Genomic DNA, 20,273 nt, shown 5'->3' on the forward strand with positions numbered 1-20,273 from the left:
CGAGTAGTAAGAGCCTGGCAAGAACCCAGAAGAGCAGCGCCTACAGCAGCGAGCGGTACAACTCGACCGTGCGGGCGGCGATCGCGTCCCAGCCATACTCGGTCACGGCTCGGGTTCGCCCCGCGTCGCCCATGGCCCTGGTCAGCGCCGGATCATCGATGAGGGCGTTCACCGCTGCCGCTAGGCCGCCCTGAAACTCCGACGCCTGCTGCGCCGACTCGCCGTGGTAGTCGACAAGTAGCCCGGTCTGACCCTCGACCACCACATCGGGGATTCCGCCGACCCGCGAGGCGACTACCGCTGTTTCGCACGCCATCGCCTCAAGATTTACGATGCCCTGCGGCTCATAGATGGACGGGCAGATGAAAATATCGGCGGCCGTCAGCAATTGCATGAGCTGGTCGCGCGGAAGCATCTCCTGAATCCAGACGATCCCGTCGCGTTCTGCTTGTAGCTCAGCCACAATCGCGGTGATCTCGGCGCTGAGTTCAGGGGTGTCCGGGGCGCCGGCGCACAAAGCCAACTGCACGCCGTCCGGAAATCTCTGCGCGGCCCTCAGCAGATGGGCAACACCCTTCTGGCGGGTGATTCGCCCGATGAACAAGACGATCGGCGATTGGTCATCGAGCCGGTACCGGGCCAGGACGTCTCGCTCCGGGACGGGCGCATACAGCGAGGTGTCGATCCCGTTCGGAATGATGTGCACCTTCGCCGGGTCGACAGACGGGTAGGCGGCCCGAATGTCGGCAGCCATGGCCGTGCTAACCGCGACGATCGCCGCGGCCGCTTCGTAGGCACTGCGCTCCACCCATGACGACAGCCGATAGCCACCACCGAGTTGCTCGGCCTTCCAGGGTCGCAGCGGCTCGAGAGAATGAGCCGTCAACACATGGGGAATGTCGTACAGCAGGCTCGCCAGGTGGCCGGCGAGGTTCGCATACCAGGTGTGCGAGTGCGCGACATCGACTCCCGAAAGCGCCGCGGTCATCTCCACATCCACGCCGATCGTCCCGAGTGCCGCGTTGGCCGATGCCAGGCTCGGTGGCACCTGGTAGGAGTGCACTCCGAGTTCGTCGCGTGGCGCACCGAAACAGTGCACCTCGACGTCGATGAGGTGCCGTAGTTCGCGGGCCAAGAATTCGATGTGCACCCCAGCGCCGCCGTAGACCTCGGGCGGGTACTCACGGCTGATCAGCGCTGCTCGCATAGCTTCTGACCCTATCGCCTGGGTTGCCGCGCGGAAACGCTGTGTCGCCGATCGTGATGAGGCTATGGTGACGATCATGGCGGGCGTGCGGGTACTTGGAATTGTCCTGGCAGGCGGCGAAGGCAAGCGGCTATGGCCACTCACGGCGGACCGGGCCAAGCCGTCGGTGCCCTTCGGAGGTAACTATCGGTTGATCGACTTCGTGCTGTCGAACATGGTCAACGCGGGATTCCTGCGAATCTGCGTGCTGACCCAGTACAAATCGCATTCGCTCGACAGACACATTACCCAGACCTGGCGGATGTCTCAGCTGCTGGGCAACTACGTGACGCCGGTGCCTGCCCAACAGCGCCTCGGGCCCCGCTGGTACACGGGCAGTGCCGATGCCATCTTGCAATCGATGAACCTGATCACCGACGACAACCCCACGCACATCGTGGTGTTCGGGGCCGACCACGTCTACCGGATGGACCCCCGGCAGATGCTCGAACAGCACCTCTCCTCTGGCGCCGACGTCACGGTCGCCGGAATCCAGGTGCCCCGCGAACAGGCCGATCAATTCGGAGTCATCGATGCTGCTGCCGACGGTCGCGTTCTGCAGTTCCTGGAGAAGCCTGCGGATCCGCCTGGTCTGCCGAACAAACCTGACGTCAGTTATGCATCGATGGGTAACTACATCTTCACCACTGAAGCTCTGGTCGAAGCACTCCGGGCCGACTCGCAGGACCCGACTTCGGTGCACGACATGGGTGGTTCGATCATGCCGTGGATGGTTGAACGCGATCGCGCCTGGGTTTACGACTTCAATGACAACGAGGTTCCCGGCTCGACCGATCGCGATCGGGCCTACTGGCGCGACGTCGGGACGATGGATGCCTACTACGACGCCAACATGGACCTCGTCAGCGTGCATCCGATCTTCAATCTCTACAACTCGGCCTGGCCGATCTACACCTATCACGAGCAGCTGCCGCCGGCAAAGTTCGTCGACGGCGGGCTGGCTCAGGAATCGATCGTGGGCGCGGGCACCATCATCTCGGGTTCGACGGTGCGCGGTAGCGTCCTGTCGCCGAACGTCAAGGTTCGTAACGGTGCCTACGTCGAAGGCTCGGTGTTGATGGACAACGTCGTGATCGGCGAAGGCGCAGTGGTGCGCCGAGCGATTCTCGACAAGAACGTTGTCGTTCAGCCTGGCGCGCACATCGGGGTGGACCTCGAGCTCGATCGGCAGCGATATCACGTCTCCGAGGGTGGTGTGGTCGTCCTGGGCAAGGCGGAGCGTGCGGGTGCGTGACTTGCCATACGCGTGACCGAACATTTCGGTGCTATTTGACATGGTTGACCGTCTTGAGGGGATTCGGCGAGTTACCGATTCGAGACAATCGGTTCTTAACAATCACGCGCTTCCCGGTTACGGTTCCGTTGCGGCAAAGGCGAATGGAGCACGATGCCGTATGAAGGGCTTAGAGTCCCTTCGACAAATGATGTGAATGATCCGATCCGGAGGTTCGAAAGCTGTGTTGATGCGACGATCTGTAGTGGCCGTCATGGGGTTGGCTGTTGTCGGCTCCCTTGCCCTGGCTGGCTGTGCGAAGAACAACGAGAGCTCTTCGACGCCAACCGGATCGGTGAGCGTCTCTGCGCAAAACGATCTGAGCAAGCTCGTCCCAGCCGATCTGGTCACCAAAGGGTCGCTGACGATCGGCATCGACCCGACGTACGCGCCGAACGAATACAAGGACGCGAACGGAAAGATCATCGGCTTCGACGTCGACCTGATGGACGCGATAGCCGGTGAGCTCGGGCTGAAGACCGTTTACGTCGAATCGACTTTCGACAACATCATTCCCGGCATCACGGGCGGCAAGTACGACATCGGTGTCTCGTCCTTTACCGACAACAAGACGCGTGAGAAGACGGTCGATTTCGTGACGTACTTCAACGCCGGCAGCCAGTGGGCATCAGGCGCGGGCAAAACTGTCGATCCGAACAACGCTTGTGGACTCAAGGTGGCGGTGCAGACCGGCACCATCCAGGACACCGACGACGAACCAGCGCGCAGCAAGGCCTGCGTCGCCGCCGGGAAGAAGCCGATCATCAAGCTCAAGTACGACAAGCAGGACGACGCCACGACCGCGGTCATCCTCGGCAAGGCAGACGCGATGATCGCTGACTCGCCGATCACCGCCTACGGCGTGAAGCAGAGTGCAGGCAAGCTTCAGCTCGCTGGTCAGATCTATGACGCCGCTCCGTACGGCTACCCGATGAAGAAGGGCAGCGACCTCGTCAAGCCGATCCAGACAGCGCTGCAGGCGTTGATCACCGACGGTACCTACAAGACGATTGTCTCCAAGTGGGGCGATGATTCTGGCGCAGTGACCGAAGCCAAGATCAACGGCGCCACGAGCTGATCGAGGATGGTTCACCAGGCGGACGCTCCAGAGAGTGACATCCCTCCGGATGATCTGATCAAGGCTGTCCCGTTGCGCCGACCCGGGCGCATCATCGTCGCCGTTGTACTCGTCGTTCTGCTCGCGCTGTTTGTTTATGGCGCAGCCACGAACGACGCGTACCAATGGTCGACCTTCTTTGACTACCTCTTCGATCAGCGGATCTCGACAGCCGCGCTCATAACCCTGGAACTCACCGTGATCTCGATGGCCATCGCCATCGTGCTCGGGGTGTTCCTCGCGGTTATGCGGATGTCGGACAATCCGGTTCTCAAGAGCGTCGCCTGGTTGTACCTGTGGATTTTCCGCGGCACCCCGATCTACGTGCAATTGGTGTTCTGGGGCCTGATCACCACGATCTACAAGCACATCGACCTCGGTGTGCCGTTCATGTACCAGTTCGTCCATCTCGATACCGGGTCGTGGCTCACGCCGTTCGTCATGGCGTTTCTGGGCCTCGGCCTGAACGAGGCGGCCTACATGGCCGAAATCGTTCGGGCCGGCATCGGTTCGGTTGATGAGGGTCAGAATGAAGCTGCCGTGGCCCTCGCCATGACCTGGCCACAAACCATGCGCCGGATCATCTTGCCGCAGGCGATGCGGGTGATCATCCCGCCGACCGGCAACGAGGTCATCAGCATGTTGAAGACCACCTCGCTGGTCATCGGCGTGCCTTACACGGCCGACCTGTACTCAGTCAGCCGGCAGATCGGCGGCGTGCTCTATCGTCCGATCCCGCTGCTGCTGGTCGCATCGGCCTGGTACCTGGCGATCACCAGCGTGCTCATGGTCGGGCAGTATTTTCTGGAGAAGCGCTACTCCCGTGGCGCTTCCAGGGTGCTGACCACGAAGCAGTTGCAGGCACTTGCGACTGCGCAGGCAGCTGAAACTGCGGACGGAGGCAGGCCGTGAGCGAGCCGGGGGCTGCGAACCTCATGGTCGACGCGCGCAGCGTGCAGAAACACTTCGGCGCCCTGCAGGTACTAAAGGGTATTACCCTGCAGGTCAAACCCCGCGAGGTGATGTGCCTGGTCGGGCCGTCCGGCTCGGGTAAGTCGACGTTTCTGCGCTGCATCAACCACTTGGAGAAGGTGACCGCCGGCCGGCTGTACGTGGACGGCGTGCTCGTCGGCTACGAGGAGCGCGGCAACAAGTTGCACGAGCTGCACCCGAAGAAGGCGGCGCAGCAGCGTCGTGACATCGGCATGGTCTTTCAGCGGTTCAACCTGTTTCCCCATATGAACGCTCTCGAAAATGTTATCGAGGCGCCGATTCGGGTCAAGGGCGAGAACAAGGCGGCAGCGACCGAGCGCGGCCGGGCGTTACTCGAACAGGTCGGTTTGTCGAGCAAGGAGAAGGCTTATCCCGCCCAGCTGTCTGGTGGTCAGCAACAGCGCGTGGCGATCGCGCGGGCCTTGGCCATGCAGCCCAAGCTCATGCTCTTCGACGAGCCGACCTCGGCCCTGGATCCAGAGCTGGTGGGCGAAGTCCTCGACGTCATGCGCAATCTCGCCAGCGGTGGCATGACCATGATCGTCGTGACGCACGAGATGGGTTTTGCGCGCGAGGTCGGCGATCAACTCGTCTTCATGGACAGCGGCGTTGTCGTCGAAGCCGGAAAGCCGCGAGATGTGCTCAGCAATCCGCAGCAGGAACGGACGAAGGCCTTCTTGTCGAAGGTGCTGTGAGCGTCGGCTGGGACGCCGATCCGGTCGTGACATCGACGCCAGGCCGACCTGCGCTGGCAAGCGATGTCACCGCAGACGTCTGTGTCGTGGGCCTTGGTGGCAGCGGTCTGGCGGCAGTAGGCGAGGCCCTTGCCCGCGGCCTGTCCGTCGTCGGCCTGGATGCCGGCCGGGTGGCGGCGGGGGCAGCGGGCCGCAACGGCGGGTTTCTACTCGGCGGGCCAGCGATTGCCGTGCATCAGGCCGCGGCGAACTGGGGCCCGGACGGCCTGGTAGACGCGTTGGCGCTCTACCGGGAGACGCTCAAAGAGATCGCCAACCTCGAAACGCTGCTGGGCACCGACGTGATCCGTCGAACTGGGTCGATCCGGCTCGCGGGCCTGCCGGGCCCGGCAGGCAACGCTGCCGAAGTTCTCGATCAAGCAGCGGAACTCGCCGACTGCGCTGAGCAGCACCGGGTGCTCACCGGGCACGGCATCGCGGTTGAACACTACGACGGCCCGCTGGGCGTCGGTCTCTACCTGCCCGATGACGCGGCGATGAACCCGGCCCGGCGGGCATTAGGCCTGGCTGAGCACTATGCGCGGATGGCAGGCGCATCGCTGTACGAGAACTCCCCGGTGCTCGCCCTTGAGCCAGGCCGGGTGGTCACTGCGGACGGCTCGGTGACCGCGGGGCTCATCGTCGTTGCCGTCGACGGCAAGCTCGACGTGCTGCTCCCCGAGTTGGCGGGGCGGGTCCGCACCGCCAGGCTGCAGATGCTGGCGACGGCTCCCATCCAACCCGGGCGGCTGCCGTGCCCGGTCTATGCGAGATGGGGCTACGAATATGCCCAGCAGGACGCGTCCGGCCGGATGTTCATCGGCGGCGGCCGCGATCGCTTCGTTGCGGAGGAATGGACGACCGACGCCGAACCCACGTCGAACGTCCAGGCGTGGATCGAGCAGGCCGCGGTCCGTTTCGCCGGGCAGCCGATCGGCGTGACGCACCGCTGGGCAGCCTCGGTCGGCTACACGGCCGACGCCCGGCCACTGGTCACCCAGGTGAAACCAGGTGTCGTCGCATGTGGCGGATATTGCGGTACCGGCAATCTGGTCGGCCCGATCGCAGCGCGCGCGGCCGTCGCCCTCGGCCTTGAAGGCACGAAGCCCGCCGGTTACTTCGCAATGTGACCCCCGTAACGATCCGATCGGCCGTAACGGCAAGGGGCGGACCCGGCCCAGCCGGGGCTTCGGGGTTCGGGGGAGAATGGTGGGGTGACCCCGGACGATCTCGCCGCCGCCCTTCGGTTTGCAGGTGTCGCCGAGGTGGATGTGTCGACCCGTCGGCGGGCTGAATATTCGACTGATGCCTCGAACTACCGGGTCGTCCCGAACGCGGTGGTGTTCCCCCGGCACGCCGACGAGGTGGCGCTGGCCCTCGAGGTCGCCCGCGCAACTGGCACGCCGTTCACCGCTCGCGGCGCGGGCACTTCCTGCGCCGGAAATGCTGTCGGCCCGGGCATCGTGCTGGACTTCTCCCGCCACCTCAACAAGATCATCGCCATCGACCCGGAATCGCGGCGAGCGACCGTCCAACCAGGGGTCATTCTCGCCGATCTGCAACGAGCGGCCGGTCAGCATGGTCTCCGGTTCGGTCCCGACCCCTCGACTCAGGCTCGTTGCACCATCGGCGGCATGATCGGCAACAATGCCTGCGGTGCGCACGCGCTGGCCTACGGCAAGACGGCGCACAACGTGGCAGCGCTCTCGCTCCTACTGCCGGATGGGCGCGCAATGCGGGCCACGACGCTAGGAGACTCGATCGATCCGGAAGCCGCCGCGCTGAGCAGGCTGGTCGGGGACAATCTGGCACTGATCCGGACGGAGTTCGGCCGGTTCTCCCGGCAGACATCGGGTTATTCGCTCGAGCACCTGCTGCCCGAGAACGGCGCCAACCTGGCGCGCTTCTTCGGTGGCACCGAAGGCACCCTGGCAACGATCACGGAGGCTGAGGTCGTCTTGGTCCAGGCGGCGCCGTTCACCGCCTTGGCTGTGCTCGCCTACCCGGACATGGCAACCGCTGCCGACGCGGTGCCTGCGTTACTCCCGTTGAAGCCGCTTGCCCTGGAAGGCATGGACTCTCGTCTCATTCAGGTCTTGATCGATCGGCGTGGGCCAAGCGCTGCGCCACCGTTGCCACGGGGCGGGGGCTGGCTCTTCGTCGAGACCGGTGGCCAGACCCAGGCAGAAGCCGTTGCCGCGGCGGAGGAATTCGCTCGGGCCGCTGCGCTGGACGGCTCAACCGATTCGACCGTCGTCATCGGTGAAGACGCCCGCCGGCTCTGGCGAATCCGAGAAGACGGTGCGGGTCTCGGTGGCCGCACCCCGGCCAACGCACCAGCCTGGCCAGGTTGGGAGGACGCGGCCGTCCCGCCGGAGCACATCGGCAAATACCTTCGCGAATTCACGACCCTGCTGGCCGAACATCACCTGGACGGGCTGATCTACGGGCACCTCGGTGACGGTTGCGTGCACGTCCGGTTGGATTTCCCGCTGGCGGATCGTCCCAAATCGTTTCGGGAATTCATGTTCGCCGCCGCCGAGCTTGTTGCTTCTTATGGTGGCTCGATGTCAGGTGAGCACGGCGACGGGCGGGCGCGCAGCGAGCTGCTGCCGCTGATGTATTCGGCCGAGGCGATAAGGCTCTTCTCGTCGGTCAAGGCCATCTTTGATCCGGCGAACCTGCTCAACCCGGGGGTGCTCGTCGATCCCGCGCCGGTTGATGCTGATCTGCGGTTGCCGCAGGCAGTACCGCTGACCGGTCCGCTCGGGTTCAGTTACCCACACGACGGCGGGTCGTTCACGACGGCGGTGCACCGCTGCGTCGGGGTCGGCAAGTGCCGGGCTGACACGACCGCGACGGGTGGTGTGATGTGCCCGTCCTACCTGGCCACCAAAGACGAAACCCACTCGACCCGTGGACGGGCCCGGGTCTTGCAGGAGATGGCCAACGGCAGCCTCGTCACCGAAGGCTGGAAGTCCCCCGAAGTCACCGAAGCGCTCGATCTGTGCTTGTCGTGCAAGGGTTGCAGTTCCGATTGCCCTGCTGGCGTCGATATGGCCACCTACAAGGCTGAAGCGCTCTTCCACCGCTACCGCAGGCGGCTGCGGCCGGCCTCGCACTATCTGCTCGGCTGGTTGCCACGATGGGCCAAGCTTGCGACCCGAACGAACGCCACAGCACGTATGGCGAATGCATCGTTGAAGCCGAAACCGTTGGCGTCATTAGCCAAGCAGGTCGGTGGTATCGACCCACGGCGTCCGTTACCGCAGTTCGCTCGCGAGTCGTTCCGGCGCTGGTTCGCCAATCACCCGGTGACCACGGGTGATCCGGTCATGCTCTGGCTGGACACCTTCACCAACGGCTTCTCCCCAGAGGTCGGAATCGCCGCCGTACAAGTGCTCGAGGCCGCCGGCTTCTCGGTGCGCATCCCCGAGCGACAGGTTTGCTGTGGCCTGACTTGGATCTCTACCGGTCAGCTCGATGGCGCCCGAAAGCAGCTGCGGGCAAGCCTTGACGCCCTGGAACCTGCGCTGAATTCAGGAATCCCGATCGTTGGGCTCGAGCCGTCGTGTACTGCGGTGTTCCGGTCAGATGCGGTGGAGTTGCTACCCGACGATCCGCGCGCGATCAAGGCCAAGCAAGCCATCCGGACGCTGGCCGAGCTGTTGACCGAGCGGGGCTGGGTGCCGCCTGATCTGGCCGGGGTCACCGCCTTGGCTCAGCCACACTGCCATCAGCACGCGGTGATGGGGTTCGGCGCCGACCGGGCGCTGCTGACCGATGCGGGAGCCGAGGTCAGCACCGTCGGCGGCTGCTGCGGCCTGGCCGGCAACTTCGGAGTGGAGAAGGGACACTACGAAGTGTCGGTTGCAGTGGCCGAGCACGATCTGCTGCCAGCCGTGCGTGCAGCGAATCGCGAAACCGTCATTCTTGCCGATGGATTCTCGTGCCGAACCCAGCTCGATCAGTTGGCTGATCGCTCAGGCCAGCACCTCGCCGAATTGCTGGCCGAACGACTCACCACTGACACTGCCAAGCGAAACACACAGGTTCTCTCATGAACACAGGTTCTCTGATGAACACAGGTTCTCTGATGAACACAGGTTCTCTGATGATGAAGGCTCTCTCATGACCCAGGGTTTCGTGCCGCCGCCGTACCCGTACGACCGGCTCGACGAGATCATCGCGATCGCGGCTAAGTTCGACGGTGGCGCCGTCGACCTGTCGATCGGTACTCCCTGCGACCCGCCGCCTGCCAATGTGATTGCAGCGCTGGCTGATGCGTCGCTCGCACAGGGGTATCCGCCGTCCATCGGCACGCTTGCTTTACGCCAGGCCGCGTCCCGCTGGATCTCTCGCCGGCTCGGTGCCGAGGTTGACCCGGCAACACAATTGGCTGCCTGTGTTGGCACCAAGGAGTTCGTCGCGTCCGTCCCGCAGTATCTGAAACTGCGGACGCCGGATAAGGACACCGTGCTCTACCCGGCGATCAGCTACCCGACGTATGAGATGGGCGCGATACTCGCGGGATTGCGTGCGGTACCTTACCTCGCGCTGGACGAGATCGATCCGGCCGATGCCCAACGGGCTTTGTGTATCTGGGTGAACTCTCCCAGCAATCCGACGGGCGAGCTGATCGATCTACCGCGTGCGGCCGCTTGGGGTCGTGAACGCGGCATACCGGTGCTGTCGGACGAGTGCTACGCCGAGTTCACGTTCGCCGCGCCGGCGACCACGATCCTGCGCGAAGGCACCGATGGGTTGATCGCCCTGCACTCACTGTCCAAACGGGACAACTTCGCCGGCGCGCGGATCGGTTTCTACGCCGGCGACGCCGAACTGGTGCATTACCTCCGCGAGGTCCGCAAGCACGCCGGGCTGATGCCGCCTGGTCCCGTGCAGAACGCTGCCATCGTCGCACTCGATGACGATGTGCACGTCGAAGCGCAACGCAAGATCTATTGGCGACGGCTGGAACGGCTTCGCGAGGTGCTGGCGGCCTTGGGGCTCACCGCGGAGATGCCGGCCGGGGCGTTCTACCTGTGGTTCGCTGCTCCCGATGGTGACGCGTGGGCCTGTGCCAGGGATTTGGCCGAGCGCGCTGGGATCGTAGCTTCGCCCGGTGAGTTCTACGGCGACGCCTCCGCGGGATTCTTGCGGCTCGCCGCCGTGCAACCCGACGACCGGATCGAACTGGTCGCCGCCCGCGCCGGCCTCTAACCCGCCCTCAAACCTGCGAATCGTGTAACGCTCGGCATCTATACGGTGCCGAGCGTTACACGATTCGCCAGCGGTTAGACGAATTCGACGCCTTGGGCCAGTGGTAGTTCGGTCGAGTAGTTGATCGTGTTGGTGCTGCGGCGCATGTAGGCCTTCCACGAGTCCGAGCCCGATTCGCGGCCACCACCGGTCTCTTTCTCGCCGCCGAACGCGCCACCGATTTCCGCACCGGACGGGCCGATGTTGACGTTCGCGATACCGCAATCGGAACCGGTGGCTGACAGGAACAGCTCCGCCTCGCGGACGTTGAGGGTGAACACCGACGACGACAGCCCCTGAACGACGTCGTTTTGCAGGGCGAGTGCCTCGTCGAAGGTGTCGTAGCTCAGCACGTACAAGATCGGCGAGAAGGTCTCGGCCTTCACGATGTCGGACTGCGCGGGCATCTTCATGATTGCCGGCTGGACGTAAAACGCCTGGTCTGCGCTGCTCCCCTCAGGGCCGAGCACCACCCGCTCACCGCCGACGACCAGCTCGCCACCGTCGGACTGCGCAGCCTGCAGGGCCTTTTCAAAGCCTTCGAAGGACGCGCCGTCGATCAGCGGACCGACCAGCGTGCCATCTGCCAGTGGGGACCCGATCGGCAACGTGCTGTAGGCGTTCTTCAATCGCTCGATCAGCTCGTCCACGATGGAGGAATGGGCGATGACGCGCCGCAGCGACGTGCAACGTTGCCCGGCCGTCCCAGCTGCGGAGAACACAATGCCGCGGACGGCGAGGTCGAGATCGGCCGAGGGCGCAACGATGGCGGCATTGTTGCCACCGAGTTCGAGCAGCAGCTTGCCGAACCGACCGGCGACCCGGGGTGCGACGGCCTTGCCCATTCGGGTAGAACCGGTCGCGGAGATGAGGGCAACCCGCGGATCGTCGACGAGGGCCTCGCCGGTGGCGACGCCGCCGAGCACGAGTTGTGAGATGTCGGCCGGAGCGCCGGCCCGCCGCGCCGCCTCGGTGACCAGGGCCTGACAGGCAAGCCCGGTCAGCAGGGTCTTCTCCGATGGCTTCCAGACGACGGAATCGCCGCACACGAAAGCCAGTGCGGAGTTCCACGACCACACCGCCACCGGAAAGTTGAACGCCGAGATGACACCGATGACGCCGAGCGGGTGCCACTGCTCCATCATCCGGTGGCCGGGACGTTCAGTGGCGATGGTTTGGCCGTACAGCTGGCGCGAAAGCCCGACACCGAGATCGCAGATATCGATCATCTCTTGAACCTCGCCGAGGCCTTCGGAAGTGATCTTGCCGACTTCGATCGATACCAGCGCGCCGAGATCGTCCTTGTGCTCACGAAGCAATTCGCCTAGCTCGCGGACCAGCTTGCCGCGTACGGGTGCGGGCACCACGCGCCATAGCTCGAACGCAGCCTGCGCGCGCGAGACGATGTCGGTCACCTCTGCGGCGCTGTGCGACTTGAGCCGCCCGAGCTCGCCACCGGTGATCGGCGTACGGCTGACCAGATCGCCCGAATCGGTAAAGGGATCGGTCACGCCCAGACGCGCGAGGATCGCCAGGGTGCGTGCCCTCAGTTCCTCATGGTCGAGTTCGCTACCGAGTTCGCCCTGTGTATTCAAGGTGGTCATGGTCATACCTTTCCGAGGTCGCCGAACAGGGCGCCGTTCTTGGTGGAGAGCAGGTCGGCAAAGGCGATGTCCTCCTGCTTGATGAAGCCGGTCTGGGGGAGCCGCCCGTCGGCCACGAGTTCCACGACGGCGGCAGCGGAAGCGGCAGTCGTCCAGGAGATCGCGCGCCACTTGCGGCCGTTGATCTCCAGCGGCTGGTACGCCCGGACGTACTGCTTGCGGTAGAGCTGGGTGCCGGCGGATTCGTGGGACTTACCCTCGACCGCGGCGTGCAGGTAGACCACATCGTCATCGACCGGTGGCTTGGCCTGGACGAGGATCTCGCCGGCGAGCTCGCGTCGGTCGCGAAGGCCGAGTTCGTCGAAGAAGAAACGCATCAGTTCGAAGTGGCCCGGGTAGCGCATCGTCTTGTAGTCAAGCCGCTGGACTCGTCCCTCGTAGGTTTCGCACATCGTGCCCAGGCCACCTGAGGTCAGCGACGCCTCGAGTTCGATGCCGCCGATGACGACCCGTTCGTGCTCGGTCATGGCCGGCACCATCTGGCGATGGCCCGATCGCAACACCTCGCAGTCATTGAGGTACTCGTTCACCACGCCCTCGGCCGACCAGTTGAAGGCGTAGCCGAGCAGCCCGGCGGGGTGGCGCGGCAGTGCGCCCACCTTGAGCTCGATCGAGCGGATCTCGTCGAACTGCTTCGTGAGCGAGGAGCCGACGATGCCGATCAGGCCGGGCGCCAGGCCGCACTGCGGGACGTAGCCGAGCGGGGATTGGGATTGCTCTCGGCGGCAAGTTCCAGCACCCGGTTCGTGGTCGGGACGTCTTCGGTCAGGTCGAAGTAGTGCACACCGGCGCTGTGAGCCGCCTCGGCGACGCCCAGATTCAGGTTGTACGGCAAGCAGGAGACGACCGCGTCGGCACCGTCCAGCGCTGCCTGCAGCGCGGCTTTGTCGCGCACGTCGAGGGCTTTGGTCGCGAACGGCAGTTCGCTGCGTTCCCGGGCGTCGTAGGCCGTGACCGTGAATCCGGAGTCGGCCAGCAGGGTCGCAACCAGCTCACCGACCTTTCCCAAGCCGACGACTCGAACCTCATTGATCGAGCGCGCCATCTGCAGATCCTTTCGATCGCGTGAGTGCTGATTCGCACCCCCGAGATCATCGGGAGTCACCCTCAGCAGTTGTGCTTATGTGAGGCTTATAGTAGCCGTTAGAGAAATTGATGCTCAGCTACCGTGAGCGCACGCGAAACTTTCGATCCGATCCGACCCCACAGACACACAGAAGGCGGGCAGCGGTGCTACCAGAAGCCGTGCAACAACGGCCTCCGCTCGAGGTGACGCGGCTGCGTCTGCTGCGCGAGGTGGCCATCCGTGGCTCGATCGCGGCGGCAGCGCGGGCCGTCGGTTTGACGCCTTCCGCGGTGTCGCAGCAGCTCACGATTCTTGAGCGCGAGGCCGGTGCCGCCCTGCTCGATCGGTCACCGCGTGGCGTTCTGCTGACCGGCGCCGGTCAGGCGTTGGTCGAGCGGGCGCGCGCGATTCTCGAATTGCTCGAAGAGGCTCGTGCCGACCTCGATCGGCTCGGCGATGAACTCGCCGGCCAGGTACGGATCGGCGCCGTCGCTTCGGCAGCAGCGGCATTGCTCAGCGATGCCACTCTGCAACTGGCGATTGATCATCCAGCCCTCGAACTGAGCGTGATGGTCACCGAACCTGACCGCAGCATCGAGGCACTGTTGCACGGCGATATCGATGTGGCGGTGGTCGACGTCTATGACGGGGTTCCGGTGCCGATGCCGGACTATCTCAGCGCGACCGAACTGTGCACCGAGCCGCTGGTATTCGTGACCGCCGCTAGATCGTCCGAAGCGTCGTCCGAAGCGTCGCCGAAGGGCAGGACAGGCAAAGCAGCCACGGCATCGGCCACAGCCGGTGTCAGGCTGGCCGATCTGGACGACGCCGATTGGGTGATGCCGCCGATCGAGGCGGCGTGCGGTCGCGCCGTGCGCTACGCCTGCCGGGCCGCGGGGTTCGAGCCGCGGGTCCGCTGGGAGACCGATGACATGCTGCTGCTCGTCCGGGCGGTTGCTGCCGGGCACGGGGTGGCGGTGCTGCCCCGGCTCGCGGTGGCCGATGCGGTCGCTGCTGTCGAGGTCCGCCCCTTGATCGAGCCGGCCATGAATCGCCGCCTGCTCGCATTGACGCGCAGCAGCAGCCAAGACCGTCCGGTGATCCAAGCCGTCCTGGCAGCAGTCAACGCTCAGGTCTGAGCCCCGCATTGTGCGGCCCGACGTTTCGGTTGGCGGCACCGAGACCGAAACTTCGGGCCGCACAATGCGAAAAGAAAAGTCAGCGTTTGGCGGCAACCAGCAGGCCGTCGCCGACGGGCAACAGCGCGGCGATCAGGCGCTCGTCGTCGCGGACGGCTTTGCCCAGCTCCCGCAAGGCAACCGTCTCGGCGTCGCGACTGGCAGGATCGGCAACCCGGTCGTGCCACAACGCATTGTCGAAGGCAACCACGCCACCGCTTCGCAGCAGTCGGACGGCCTGTTCGAGGTAGTCGCCGTAACCGGTCTTGTCGGCATCGACGTACACGAGGTCATAGGCACCATCGGTCAGCCGCGGCAGTACCTCACTGGCCGTACCGTTGATGAGCCGGTAACGGCTGCCGGCGATTCCCCCGTCGGTAAAGGACTGTTTGGCGGCGCGCTGATGTTCGGACTCGGTGTCGACAGTGGTCAGCACGCCGTCCGGGCGCATCCCACCCAGCAGCCACAGCCCGGATACTCCTGCGCCGGTGCCGAGTTCGACGACCGATCGGGCGCCAACGAGGGCGGCGAGCACTCGGAGCGTCGCGCCACCTGCCGGGCTGATCGGAACGCAACCGAGTTCGCGACCGCGCGATCGCGCAGCGGCGGTCACCTCGTCCTCGGCGATGAAATTCTCGACATAGCTCAGGCTGCTGACTGAGAGGTACGCGTCGGCCATGGCCGGGACTCTACCGACAACCGCACCTACCCGCAGTCAGCGCATCGAGTCGAGAATGTGCTGCAGATCCGCAACCGTCGTCCGCGGGTTGACGATGGCGAAGCGGGTGCAGATCTTGCCGTTGTGCCGGCTGGGTGTCACGAAGGCGAAGCCGGCCGCGAGCAGTCGCGCCGTCCAGTCGGCGTAGTCGTTCTCGGTCCAACCGATGCGTTCGAAGATCAGCACTGACAGGTCGGGCTCGACGAGCAGTTGGACGTGCTCGGCGGCATCGATGAGCTCGCGACCGGCCCGGGTGATCGTCAGCGTCTGCTCGATCGCCTCGGTGTAGGCCGCGGTGCCATGCACGGCCAGCGAAAACCAGAACGGCAGCCCGCGTGCGCGCCGGGTCAGCTGGATCGAGAAGTCGCTGGGATTCCACTCGCCCTCGACGTTCACCGGATCGAGGTAGCCGGCGCGCTGGGTGTGGGCGGCGCGGGCGAGCACCGGATCGCGGTAGAGCAAGGCGCAGCAGTCATAGGGCGCGAACAGCCATTTGTGCGGGTCGACGATGAACGAGTCAGCCAGCTGCACGCCGTCATACAGCGCTCGGACGGAGGGCGCGGCGAGCCCGGCGCCCCCGTACGCGCCGTCGACGTGCAGCCACCAGCCCTGCTCGCCAGCGACGGCGGCGATGCCGGCGATGTCGTCGACGACACCGAGGTTGGTCGATCCGGCGGTCGCGACGACCGCGAAAATACCGTCTGCGGTCGCCGCGTCGAGTTCGCCGAGGGTGGCGGTGATCGCCTCGCCGGTCAGGCGGCCGCGGGCGTCACCGGGAACCGTCACGATGTCGACGTCCATGACCTCTTGCAGCGCGTGCTTGACCGAGGAGTGCGTTTCGCCGGTGAGCACGACCGACCACCGCGCGGGCAGCGCGATGCCCTGCTCGTGTCGGCGGTGTCGCGCCGCGGCCCGGGCGGCAACCAGCGCGGACAGGTTGCCGATGGTGCCGCCCTGGACGAATACCCCACCGGAGGTGTCCGGCAGGCCCACCAGGTCCGCTATCCAGCGCAGGGCCTGGTTCTCGGCGTAAACGGCGCCGGAGCCTTCCAGCCACGAGCCGCCGTAGACGCTGGACGCGCCGACCAGCATGTCGAACGCGGCCGCCGCCTTGGTCGGCGCACCGGGGATGAACGAGAGGTAGCGGGGGTGATCGACCGACAGGCACGCCGGTGCCAGCACGTGCTCCCACAACTCGGTTGCGCGCTCGGCGCCAAGGCCGTCCGGCGTGACCGTGTCGCCTGCGCTGGCCTGCAATTGCTCAGGTGTCCTGGATTCGTCCAAGGGCGCCTGCATGCGGAGCCGATCGAGGCATAGTTCGGCCAGCGAGCGCGCCATCGCGGTGCCGGCATCGGTATTGGTGTGCACGGGGGCAGAGCCTAAACAGCGCGGACGTCGATCGGGAAAAAACGTCGCGGCTTTCGGGAACGTGAGAGCCTGCTGAGGCGTTTAGACGATACACAGTCGAACCTGGGAGGGTTCTTGTTCTCCAGCCAAAGCGGCCGGGGTACAGCTGCAGAAATGGGTGATCTTGTCGATGACCACGCTGAACCTGGGTGTGGCTAGTTCGATGGGCGGGCGCACAGCCCGCGATACGGGTGTGTCCACCGAGCCGGCGAGTGTCGCTGAGTCTTCAGCAGCGCCAGCTTCGGACTGGGTCGCGCCCACTTGGGACGAGATTGTCCGCAACCACGCAGACCGGGTTTACCGGCTGGCGTACCGGCTGTCAGGTAATCGCTCTGATGCCGAGGACCTCACCCAAGAGACATTCGTCCGGGTTTTCCGGTCACTGGCCGACTACACCCCCGGAACCTTCGAAGGCTGGCTGCACCGCATCACGACCAACCTCTTTCTCGACATGGTCCGCCGCCGTCAGAAGATTCGCTTCGACGCGCTGGCCGAGGACGCCGGTGACCGGCTCGCCTCCGAGGACCCTGGCCCCGAACGAGCTTTCGAACAGAACAACCTCGATCCCGAGATCCAGCGCGCGCTGGACGCATTGCCGGCCGACTTTCGGGCCGCCGTGGTGCTGTGTGACCTCGAGGGTCTGACCTACGAAGAGATCGCGCTGACCCTCGACATCAAGGTCGGGACGGTGCGATCGCGCATTCACCGTGGCCGCGTGCTCCTTCGCGAGGCCTTGGCGCACCGTGCACCAGGCGTCCGGCCGGTCGAAGCCGGTCGTCCGTCCGAATTAGGTCGTCTGTCAGAAGCCGAACCAATATCCGCAGGAGTGAACTAGTCGATGTCCGTGCCAAGCGTCTTCGGACTGCCGCATCTTTCAGAAGATGCCGTGGCCGCCTTCGCTGATGGCGTACTCGCTCCTGCTGCTGCCTCCCGGGCCGCGCGACACTGTGCTGAATGCCGCGAGTGCGCTGACGCGGTCCGGGGTCAGCGCGAAACCGCAATGATGCTGCGATCGGCCGCCGCGCCGAGCCTGCCGACCGGCTTGCTCGACCGGTTGGCCGGCCTGCCGATGTCGGCCCCGTTGCCGCCGTCGCGTGGATTACCGACGACCCTGGGCGCCGACGGCGTTCCGGTCTTCGTCTCTTTCAGTGCAAATAGTGGTATGACGGCCACCATCGGCGACCCGCGCGGGTCGAGCGAACCCGACGCCGATGAGTCGTCCGGCCGCTCCGATCAGGCCGCACAGTCCGTCCAGGCCTCGACGGCTGTCCAAAGCCCGCCAGCAGCCGCCGACGGGCCAACGGAGCCGCGCGCCTCGACCTCTGGTCGCGGTGGTCACAACCCGTTCCGCCGTGCCGCGTTGCCGATGGGCCTGATCGCGTCGGCCGCCGCTGTTGTCGCCGTCGGAACCTTGAGTGGTCAGGTGCAGAGCCTGGCCAACAACGGCCGGCAGGACGCACCTGCGGCAAGCATCGTGGGCGCCGTTCACACCAGCCGGGCGCCCGCGTCCGGCGTGCCCGCTTTCCAGACCGTGCGTTCGACCTCGAGCACCTCGTCGAACAGCGTTCCGGCCGCTGGAGCGACCTCGACCGCCGCCGGAGCATTCTTCAGCGCGACCGCCGCGTTTTCCTCGCTTGCTGCCCACCCGAATGCGCCCGCACCGTTCCTGCACCCAGGTTTCGGGTTGCCGTCGGCCAGCGCCTCGCCGACCGCTACACCCAGCTCTCCCTGACAGCTGGCCCGCCGCCAGAGCAGCTGGGCCGTTCTCGAGCCACCATGCCTACACCAAGCGAGCCTGACGGCAACCCCAACGAGCTGACCGGTTCGGCCGCTCGGGCAGACTCAACACCGAGCAACCGATTCGTACTGACTTCAACTGCGGTACTTAGCGATGTCGTGCACTATCGGATGATGCTGACACTGCGGCCGACGGCGTCAGTCGGCCTCGGTACCAGCGACAGTGTCAGCGATGGTCAGCGGGCGTCAGCCTCTTGGGAGAGTATGTGAGCGACGAAGACGACGGTTCGCCGTTCGGGCGCCCGACGGGCACTCCGGGGTCGTTCGCCGACCGTCCGGAAGGTGCCAGTCGCCTGCCGTCCAAGCCGCCGCCGCCGGTCTCGCCGCACGATCATGCGACTTTCAGCGGTCCGGCACCAGACGTTCCCTTCGCGCCGGCGACCGGCGATCGGCTGCCGCCTCGCCATGCCGGGCTGCACCAACCGGTGGCGCCGGCGCTCGTCGACGCCTTCGGCAGCGATGGGTCCGGCGAGCCGTTCGATCCAGCACCGGGGACGCGGCTGAGGCCCACCAAGCCGGGGCCTGGTTCACCGTGGTGGAAAGAAGGCGCGGCCACCGATCCTTGGCGTGACCCGCTGTCGCCGTACTGGATCGCCGGCCCGCCGGTCTACCAGGACGACGAAGTGGTCGGCATCGGCGAGCCCGCCGAAGATGACCAGGACGAGGACCCGAAGGCCAAGAAAGCCGGCAAGGGCGGGCGTCGCGGCTTTGGCCTGTCGACGCTGGCCATCGTCCTGGTGGCGGGTCTGGTAGCCGGAGTGGTCGGCGGTGGCGTCGGGTACTGGCTGTCTCAGCGCGCACACCGGCTGGTGACCGACCCCAATATCAACATCGCCCAGGTCCAGCAGCCGGTGAACCGGCCCCCTGGCTCGGTAGCCGACATCGCCAAGCGGGTGAGCCCGGCGGTCGTGTCCATCGATGTCCGTACCGCCGACCTGGCCGGCTCAGGTTCCGGTGTCGTGATCGACAAGGGCGGTTACATCCTCACGAACAACCACGTCGTCAACTTCGGAGCCGACAAGCCCACCATCCGGGTGATTTTCTCCGACAAGTCGTCAGCCCCGGGCCGGATCGTCGGCCTGGACCCGCAGAACGACCTCGCCGTCATCAAGGTCGACAAGACGTCGCTCACCGTCGCGACCCTGGGCAACTCTGACCTGCTCGCGGTGGGCGACCCGGTGGTGGCGATCGGTGACCCGTTGGGCCTGCGCGGCACCGTAACGGCCGGCATCGTGTCCGCCCTTAAGCGACCGCTGGCGTTGAGCGGCGAGAACGGCAACCCGGACGCGGTCATCGACGCCATCCAGACCGACGCTCCGATCAACCCGGGCAACTCCGGTGGCGCGCTGGTCGATGGGTCCGGCGCAGTCGTGGGGATCAACACCGCGATCCTGTCGCTGGGGCAATCAGCCAGCGGCGGCCAGGCGGGCAGTATCGGGGTCGGTTTCGCAATCCCCATCAACTCGGCCCGCGATATCGCCACCCAGCTGATCAAGACCGGCAAAGTGGTGCACGCCGACCTCGGTGTGAGCAGTCGAAGCGTTACCGACGGCAGCCGGGACGGGGCCTATCTGGTGCAGGTCGTGCCCGGTGGGCCAGCCGACAAGGCCGGTCTGAAAGAGGGGGACGTCATCACGCTGTTCAACAAGACGCTGATCGATTCCGGTGATGCCCTCACGGTTGCCGTCTCGGAATCGCAACCAGGCCAGCAGGTGAACATCAGCTACGTACGGGCCGGTGTAACCGCTCAGGCCAAAGTCACATTGGGATCGAGCTGACAACGGGCATAGGCTGACA

15 protein-coding genes and 1 pseudogene are annotated in these 20,273 nt (G+C 65.4%); 11 read left to right on the top strand and 5 right to left on the bottom strand.

Annotation, left to right across the window (positions count from 1 at the left end; genetic code table 11):
- Positions 1 to 40: 40 nt before the first annotated feature.
- A complete protein-coding gene (glgA, locus tag ACSMXN_RS04935; protein WP_022913470.1) occupies positions 41 to 1,207 on the bottom strand; it encodes a glycogen synthase in 1,167 nt (388 codons plus the stop codon).
- 76 nt (positions 1,208 to 1,283) lie between these two features.
- On the opposite strand from glgA, the gene glgC reads away from it, so the two are divergent.
- The 7 genes from glgC to ACSMXN_RS04970 all read left to right on the top strand — a co-directional run bounded on the left by glgC (position 1,284) and on the right by ACSMXN_RS04970 (position 10,607).
- Positions 1,284 to 2,501 carry a glucose-1-phosphate adenylyltransferase gene (glgC, locus tag ACSMXN_RS04940; protein ID WP_027139474.1) on the top strand — a complete coding sequence of 406 codons (1,218 nt, stop codon included), beginning with the start codon at positions 1,284 to 1,286 and terminating at the stop codon, positions 2,499 to 2,501.
- Between the two features lie 229 nt (positions 2,502 to 2,730).
- Positions 2,731 to 3,618 carry an ABC transporter substrate-binding protein gene (locus ACSMXN_RS04945; protein ID WP_027139475.1) on the top strand — a complete coding sequence of 296 codons (888 nt, stop codon included), beginning with the start codon at positions 2,731 to 2,733 and terminating at the stop codon, positions 3,616 to 3,618.
- Between the two features lie 6 nt (positions 3,619 to 3,624).
- Positions 3,625 to 4,569: an amino acid ABC transporter permease gene (locus ACSMXN_RS04950; protein WP_022913473.1), complete on the top strand. Its 945-nt coding sequence runs from the start codon at positions 3,625 to 3,627 to the stop codon at positions 4,567 to 4,569.
- 23 nt (positions 4,570 to 4,592) lie between these two features.
- The gene (locus tag ACSMXN_RS04955) at positions 4,593 to 5,345 is read left to right on the top strand and encodes an amino acid ABC transporter ATP-binding protein (RefSeq protein ID WP_035943913.1); all 753 of its coding nucleotides are present in this window, start codon (positions 4,593 to 4,595) and stop codon (positions 5,343 to 5,345) included.
- The gene (locus ACSMXN_RS04960; protein WP_022913475.1) at positions 5,342 to 6,514 is read left to right on the top strand and encodes an FAD-dependent oxidoreductase; all 1,173 of its coding nucleotides are present in this window, start codon (positions 5,342 to 5,344) and stop codon (positions 6,512 to 6,514) included. The genes ACSMXN_RS04955 and ACSMXN_RS04960 overlap by 4 nt, the downstream gene beginning before the upstream one ends.
- An 84-nt stretch (positions 6,515 to 6,598) precedes the next feature.
- Positions 6,599 to 9,448, top strand: coding sequence for an FAD-binding and (Fe-S)-binding domain-containing protein (locus tag ACSMXN_RS04965; protein WP_022913476.1), 2,850 nt, complete (start codon positions 6,599 to 6,601; stop codon positions 9,446 to 9,448).
- Positions 9,449 to 9,515: 67 nt separating this feature from the next.
- The gene (locus ACSMXN_RS04970; RefSeq protein WP_022913477.1) at positions 9,516 to 10,607 is read left to right on the top strand and encodes an aminotransferase class I/II-fold pyridoxal phosphate-dependent enzyme; all 1,092 of its coding nucleotides are present in this window, start codon (positions 9,516 to 9,518) and stop codon (positions 10,605 to 10,607) included.
- Between the two features lie 74 nt (positions 10,608 to 10,681).
- On the opposite strand, the gene amaB is transcribed toward ACSMXN_RS04970, so the two are convergent.
- Together amaB and ACSMXN_RS04980 are read right to left on the bottom strand one after the other, a co-directional pair.
- Positions 10,682 to 12,256 carry an L-piperidine-6-carboxylate dehydrogenase gene (gene amaB / locus ACSMXN_RS04975; RefSeq protein WP_022913478.1) on the bottom strand — a complete coding sequence of 525 codons (1,575 nt, stop codon included), beginning with the start codon at positions 12,254 to 12,256 and terminating at the stop codon, positions 10,682 to 10,684.
- Positions 12,253 to 13,355, bottom strand: a pseudogene (locus ACSMXN_RS04980) (saccharopine dehydrogenase family protein). The gene amaB and the pseudogene ACSMXN_RS04980 overlap by 4 nt, the downstream one beginning before the upstream one ends.
- Before the next feature lie 185 nt (positions 13,356 to 13,540).
- Between ACSMXN_RS04980 and ACSMXN_RS04985 the strand changes: the two are divergent.
- Positions 13,541 to 14,515 carry a LysR family transcriptional regulator gene (locus ACSMXN_RS04985; RefSeq protein ID WP_022913480.1) on the top strand — a complete coding sequence of 325 codons (975 nt, stop codon included), beginning with the start codon at positions 13,541 to 13,543 and terminating at the stop codon, positions 14,513 to 14,515.
- A gap of 79 nt (positions 14,516 to 14,594) precedes the next feature.
- Here ACSMXN_RS04985 and ACSMXN_RS04990 read toward each other — a convergent pair whose 3' ends face one another.
- On the bottom strand, positions 14,595 to 15,233 hold the full coding sequence (locus ACSMXN_RS04990; protein WP_022913481.1) for an O-methyltransferase: 639 nt from the start codon (positions 15,231 to 15,233) through the stop codon (positions 14,595 to 14,597).
- A 36-nt stretch (positions 15,234 to 15,269) separates the two neighbouring features.
- A complete protein-coding gene (locus ACSMXN_RS04995) occupies positions 15,270 to 16,640 on the bottom strand; it encodes an aminotransferase class V-fold PLP-dependent enzyme (protein WP_022913482.1) in 1,371 nt (456 codons plus the stop codon).
- Positions 16,641 to 16,809: 169 nt separating this feature from the next.
- Between ACSMXN_RS04995 and sigE the strand changes: the two genes are divergently transcribed.
- From sigE to ACSMXN_RS05010, 3 genes are all read left to right on the top strand, one after another.
- Positions 16,810 to 17,514, top strand: a complete 705-nt coding sequence (gene sigE / locus ACSMXN_RS05000; protein ID WP_455407697.1) for an RNA polymerase sigma factor SigE — start codon at positions 16,810 to 16,812, stop codon at positions 17,512 to 17,514.
- Between the two features lie 3 nt (positions 17,515 to 17,517).
- Positions 17,518 to 18,411, top strand: coding sequence for a hypothetical protein (locus ACSMXN_RS05005; protein ID WP_022913484.1), 894 nt, complete (start codon positions 17,518 to 17,520; stop codon positions 18,409 to 18,411).
- Between the two features lie 271 nt (positions 18,412 to 18,682).
- Positions 18,683 to 20,254 (top strand): trypsin-like peptidase domain-containing protein, encoded by a 1,572-nt coding sequence (locus ACSMXN_RS05010; protein WP_022913486.1) that lies wholly within the window; start codon positions 18,683 to 18,685, stop codon positions 20,252 to 20,254.
- Positions 20,255 to 20,273: the final 19 nt, after the last annotated feature.

It is taken from the genome of Parajatrophihabitans canadensis, assembly GCF_053764775.1.